The following is a 6040-nucleotide window of genomic DNA, read 5'->3' as shown; positions in this document are numbered from 1 at the left end:
GGATCTCGTCGGTGTGGTCGCCCAGTCCCGGTGGGGCCCGGCGGATGCTGCCCGCGGTCTCGCTGAGCTTGACCGGGATGCCGAGCGCCCTGACCCGCCCCTCGACCGGGTGGTCCAGCTCCACGACCATCTCGCGGGCCAGCGTGTGCGGGTCCGCGCACGACTCCTCGTAGTCGCGGATCGGCGCGGCCGGGACACCCGCGTCCCGCAACAGCTCCACCCAGTCGCCGGTGTCCTTCGTGGACAGAGCGCGGGTCAGTTCCTCGGTCAGCGCGGCGCGGTTGCGGACGCGGTCGCCGTTGCTCGTGAAGCGCGGGTCCGCCAGCAGGTCGGGCCGGTCGAGCACCGCGCACAGGCGTGCCCACAACCGGTTGTTGTTGGCGCCGACCGTCAGGTGGCCGTCGCGGGTCGGGAACGCCGCGTAGGGGGCGTTCACCCGGTGTGCCGAGCCGAGCCGCCCCGGCGCCGCGCCGGTGGCCCACAGCTCGGCCGTCTCCCAGACCGACATCGCGAGCGCCGCGTCGTACAGGGAGGTGTCGACGGCCTGGCCGCGCCCGGTGACCGTGCGGGCGAGACACGCGGACAGGATGCCGACCGCGCACAGCAGCCCGGCGGACAGGTCCGCGACCGGGATGCCGGCCTTCGTCGGCGCGCCGTCCGGTTCGCCCGTCACGCTCATGATCCCGGACATGGCCTGCGCGATCAGGTCGTAGCCGGGGCGCGCCGCGTACGGTCCGGTCTGGCCGAACCCGGAGATCGAGGCGTACACGAGCCGCGGGTTGTCGGCACGCAACGTCTCGTAGTCGACGCCCAACCGGGCGGCGACCCCCGGCCGGAAGCTCTCGACCACGACGTCGGCCCCGCCGGCCAGGCGGCGGAAGGCCGCGCGCCCGCCCGCGGTGTGCAGGTCGAGCGCGATGCTCCGCTTGTTGCGGTTGACGGCCAGGAACGCGGCGCTCTCCCCGTGCGGCAGCCGGTGCCCGGTGGCCTCACGCGTGGCGTCGCCGCGCCCGACGGGCTCCACCTTGACCACGTCGGCGCCGAGGTCGCCCAGCAGCTGGCAGCAGAAGGGCCCGGCCATGACCTGCGTCAGGTCGATGACCGCCAGGTTCTCCAGCGCGAGTGCCATCGCGCCCCCCGCCGTACCGTGTCACGGAACACCTGTCGTGCAGTGGAACACCGACGATAACACGGGTGCGGTTGCCCGCCGAGGTGTACGGAACGTGCGGCGCGCGCGTCAGGTGATCGGGTTTCCGTTCACCGTGACGTCGGTGTAGCGGAGGTTCTCCGTGTGGTTGACCGTGTTGGTCGGTGTGGTGACGTTGGTGAAGTGGCTGTCGCGGATGCGCACGTCGCGGATGGGGTCGGTGGCCAGGCCGTTCAGCCAGACCGCCCTGCGGACACCGTCGAGGACCATGCCCTCGACCGTGATGCCGCTGACGTCGACGGGACGGGTGCCGACCTGGTTGTTGTAGTCCAGGATCACGTACAGGGCCTCGCGCTCGACCCCGCCGCCCGTGAAGTTCCGCAGGTGGACGTCGCGGACGTAGCCGCCGCGGAGCTTGTTCGTCTTGATGTACAAGGGATACTTCACGGGGTAGCTGCCGGGGAAGTCCGTCGGGTTGATCTCGCAGTCGCGGGCGTACACGCCGCGCACGCCGCCGGACATCTCGCTGCCGATGGCGAGGCCGCCCCAGCGGCCCGCGAACTTGCACCGCTCCACCACGATGTTGGTGCTGGGCACGCCCACCCGGTGGCCGTCGGCGTCGCGGCCCGACTTGATCGAGACGCAGTCGTCGTTGGTGTCGAACCGGCAGTCCGCGATGTGGACGTTCGTGCAGCACTCCGGGTCGCAGCCGTCGGTGTTGTAGAGGTAGCTGTGCACGGTGACGCCGCTGACCACCACGTTGCGGGACAGCACCGGATGTACCGTCCACATGGGAGGGTCGATGACGGTGACGCCGCTGACGAGCACGTTCTGGCACCGGTAGAACTCGATCATCGTGGGCCGCAGGTAGTGCCCGGCGCCGAACACGCGTTGCTCGACCGGCACGCCCTCCTCACCCATCCGCCGCAGCTCGCGCTGGTCGGCGCCCTGCGGCCCGCTGTTCGCGTACCAGCTCTCCCACGGACCCCGCCGTCCTTGCCCGTCCAGAACGCCGCTGCCGGTGATCGCGACGTCGCGTTGGCCGAACGCGTAGACCAGGGGGGAGTAGTTGTAGCACTCGGTGCCCTCCCAGCGGGTCATCACCACCGGCAGGTACTTCGCGGGGTCGGTGTGGAAGCGGATCGTGCCGGTGACGTGGAGGTTCACGTTGCTGCGTAAGTGGATAGCGCCGGTCAGGAAGTCGCCCTCGGGCACGACCACCCGTCCGCCGCCCGCGCGGTGGCACGCGTCGACCGCAGCGCGGAACGCGTCGGTGCAGTCGGTGGTGCCGTCGCCGACCGCGCCGAACCGGGTGATGTCGAACTGGCGCCGGGGAAACACCGGCTGGCGCAGCCCATCGAGGATGGCGGCGGCCGGGTCGGCGCCCGCCGCCGGCACCCCGCCGAGCAGCACCCCGCCCGCGACCAAACCGCCGAGCCCCAACGCCTGTCGCCGCGACCACCGGCTCGTCATCCCGTCTCTCCCGTTCATCGTTCGATCACCACGGTGCTCGCGCCGTGCCGCGGGCCGAGCTTGAGCACCACGCCACCGAACGGCGCCGGCCTGGTGGTCCAGCCCACCGTGCCGGCGAGCCCGCGCGGCACCGCCCGGCCGTCGATCACCACTCTCCTCGGCGTGCCGGGAACGGTCACCGTCACCTGGGTCTGCGCGGGGGCGTGCGTCACCGCGAGGTGGATCCGCCGGCCGTCGCCGCGGGCGACCAGCGTGCCGCCGAAGGGACTCGTCGCCACCGTGGTGCCGGTGCCCGGCGCGTAGGTCCAGCCGGCCCGGTCCCGCCGGTCGAGGTCGTTCAGGCCCCACGGCTGGGACCACACGCCGTCGATGCGCTGGTTGAAGCCGATGGCCGCGCCGGCGCGCAGGTACAGCGGAAAGTCGTCCAGAGTGGACATCCGGACGACGTGCCGGCCACCGTCGAGGGTCTCGCCCGTGTACAGGTCCACCCACCGGCCCCGCGGCAGGTAGACGTCCACCGGCGTGGGCTGTCCCGCCGCCGCGTCGGTCTCGTTGCGGTCGGCGGTGACCGGGACCGCCAGCAGGTCCGGTCCGACCATCATGTGCTGGTCCGCCGCCCACGCCTGCTCGTCGTCCGGGTAGTCGAACGCCATCGGCCGCACGATCGGCTCGTTCGTCCGCGCCGCCCGCCTCGCCAACCCGTACAGGTACGGGAAGAGCGCGTAGTGCAGCAGCACGCTGTCCCGGAACCGTGCCACCGTCGGGTCGTCGTACAGCCACGGCGTCGCGTTGCGACCCGCGCCGCCGACCTCGAACACCGGGGACACCGCGGAGAACTGCGCCCACCGCGTGAACAGCGCGGGGCTCGGCGCGCCGGCGCCACCGCCGTTGAAGCCGCCGGTGTCCGTGCCCCACACCGGATGCCCGGACAGCCACGAGTTCAGCCCGCGCCGCACCGACAGCCGCAGCCCGTCGTACGTCGCACGCGCGTCGCCGCCCCACACGCCGTTCACGACGGCCGGCAGCCCGGTGTACCCGCCGCGCCACAGCGTCGTGTACTCGGTGCCGTACAACTGTTCCAGCACCTCGGTGGTGGCCTGCGCGTACCGGACCGGGTTCGTGTTCATCAGCTCCTCGCCCCCGCCGGCCGCGAACGTCGCGTCCTCCAGTTCGAACTCCTCGCCGCGGTCACCCTTGACCATCGTGATGCCCAGCGAGAACAGCCGCCGCAGCTTGTCCTGGAAGTGCGCGCGGGTGGCCGGGTTCGTCAGGTCGAGTTGCAACGGGTCGCTCGTGCGGCTGGTCCGGATGAACGAGCCGGGCGGGTAGTCGGTGGGCGGGCACGGCCGGTCGGCGGCCTTCTCCCGCACGTGCGGCGAGATCCAGATGCCCAGGTCGACGCCCCTGGCCCTGAGCGCCGCCACCATCCCCCGCGGGTCGGGGAACTGCACCGGGTCGAACTCCAGCGTGCCGTTGCAGGCGTACCGGCTGTTCTGGGCCTCGCCCGGCAGTTTCGTCGAGGTCTCCCACGGGTTGTCGATCCACTCGGTGCCGAGCGGGAACCCCCTGCGCAGCAACTGGTCCACGTCGTCGATCACCGTGGTCTGCCCGTCCACCGTGTCCCGCCAGTGCGTCAGCGCGAACTGCCGCACCGGCGGCATCGTCGGCAACCCGGCCCGCGCGCCGTAGGCCCGCACGACCTGGGCCGGTGAACCCGCGTACACCTCGTAGTCGAGCCGGTTCGCCTTGAAGCACAGCTGGGTCCGGTCCGGTTGCCCGAGTTTCACCGGACACGGTGGCGGGTCCGACGAGCAGTGCGGTGGGTCGTCGACCGCGTTCGGGAACGCCAGCCGGCCGATCGCGTCGGTGTCCGGGAAGACCGCGTAGCCGTGCGAGCTGAGGAAGAACGGGCTCGGCATGCCGGTCTTGTCACAGCTGCTGAGCGAGCCGGAGCCGGTGAAGTAGGCCTTGTTGAGCAGCACCCGGTGGCGCAGGTCGGTGAAGAGGAAGTTCCCGCCGCCGCCGAGGAAGTGCTCGCCGTCGTCGCCGGTCAGCGACTCGTACACCTGGGTGACGTCCGTGGCCGGCTGGAGCGACCACGACACCCGCAGCCCGCGCGGGGTTCGGCGTACGGCGACCGTCGCGTTGCGACCGGGTTCGTCGGTGGCGACCGTGTACCGGATGCCGTCCCGGACCGGCTCGGCGCCCACCAGGTCGGTGACCCGGTGGGTCGAGCCGTCCGCGAGCGCGTACGCCAGCCGGCCGCCGGGACCGGCCAGCTCGTCCGAGGTCTGTTCGAGTAGCGGCCGATGTCCTTGCTGGAAGGAAAGGCGGAAGGGCGCTGCCTCGGCGGTCCACCGCAGCGGTCCACCGCGGTCGGCCGCCGCCGGCACGACGCCGGACAGTGCGGCGAGTGCGACCGAGACCGGGATCACCAGCAGGCGATGGAGACGCATGTCGCTCCTCTGACGTTGTCGTTGCTATCCCGCGCAGGACAGGACCGGAGCCGCCCAGTCACCCCGGTCGTAGCGGAAGCCGTCCGGACCGCCGTTCGTGACGATCCGCAGGAAGCTCGCGCCGGACAGGTCCGCACCGAGGTGCACCGCGTCGTCCTGCCACGTGCGCAGGCCGCTGTCCGCGACCTTCGTGCCGTCGGCCCAGATCTCGAAGATCGCCGTGGACTGCGTCGGGTCCGGGCGCGGGTCCCGCTCGTCGTCGATGCCGACGTCCACGTTCAGCGCGGCGCACTTTCCGTCCAGGTAGTACAGGATCGACGCTTCCGCGTGCGTGCCGAGGCCCTTCGCGTACCCGTGCCCGTTGATGGTCAACGGCTTGCCGTCACCGGCGGGGGCCGAGCCCACGGACGTGTTCCGCTCGACCGGGCCGAGCCCGTTCGCGGCCCTGGCCCAGGTGAGGTCACCGAGGTCCGACGTGCCGGCGGGCACGGGCGTCGGCACGGTCAGGTCCTCCCCGGCTGATCTCTCGATGCGCGTGTGCGTCGGCGAGGAGTAGGCGAGCCGGGCGCCGAGTGCGTAGTCCCCGGGTGGCGCCGCCGCGGGCGGCGCGACCAGGAACCTCGCGGTGATCGACTCACCGGGCCGGAGCACGGGCTTTCCCGCCGGTCCCTGCGGGGTGACTCGCCAGCCGGCCGGCTCGGTCAGCCGAACCCGGCCGTCCAGTACCGGCAGGAGACCCCGGTTCACCACGGTGACGTTCACCGGGAACGGGTGGCCGGCCGGGGTGACCGTGCCGGGCACGCCGGCGAACGCCGAGGGCACGTCCAGCGCGAACTCGGTCAGCGGCGGCTGCCGCCACCAGCTGCCGTCGGTGGCGCTGACCCGGTACATCACCGTGCCGTGCGCGGGCACGGTCGCGGACAACGTGCCCGCGCTCTGGTAGGTCCGGTGCTCCCACAGGTCC

4 protein-coding genes are annotated in these 6040 nt (G+C 72.2%); all 4 read right to left on the bottom strand.

What is annotated here, in order from left to right; translation table 11 throughout:
- On the bottom strand, positions 1-1129 hold a 1129-nt coding region (locus tag ACJ73U_RS23275), incomplete at its 3' end, for a CaiB/BaiF CoA transferase family protein (RefSeq protein ID WP_407779807.1).
- Between the two features lie 108 nt (positions 1130-1237).
- Complete coding sequence (locus ACJ73U_RS23270; protein ID WP_407779806.1) at positions 1238-2638, bottom strand: glycoside hydrolase family 28 protein; 1401 nt, start codon at positions 2636-2638, stop codon at positions 1238-1240.
- Positions 2635-5076 (bottom strand): TIM-barrel domain-containing protein, encoded by a 2442-nt coding sequence (locus ACJ73U_RS23265; protein WP_407779805.1) that lies wholly within the window; start codon positions 5074-5076, stop codon positions 2635-2637. Before ACJ73U_RS23265 ends, ACJ73U_RS23270 begins: the two co-directional genes overlap by 4 nt.
- Before the next feature lie 24 nt (positions 5077-5100).
- The coding region (locus tag ACJ73U_RS23260) for an NPCBM/NEW2 domain-containing protein (RefSeq protein WP_407779804.1) at positions 5101-6040 on the bottom strand (940 nt) is incomplete at its 5' end.

The sequence above is a fragment of the Actinophytocola sp. genome, assembly GCF_045807065.1.
Taxonomy (GTDB): domain Bacteria; phylum Actinomycetota; class Actinomycetes; order Mycobacteriales; family Pseudonocardiaceae; genus Actinophytocola.
The sequence above is the reverse complement of the archived record's forward strand: the minus strand, read 5'-3'. Positions and strand labels throughout refer to the sequence as shown.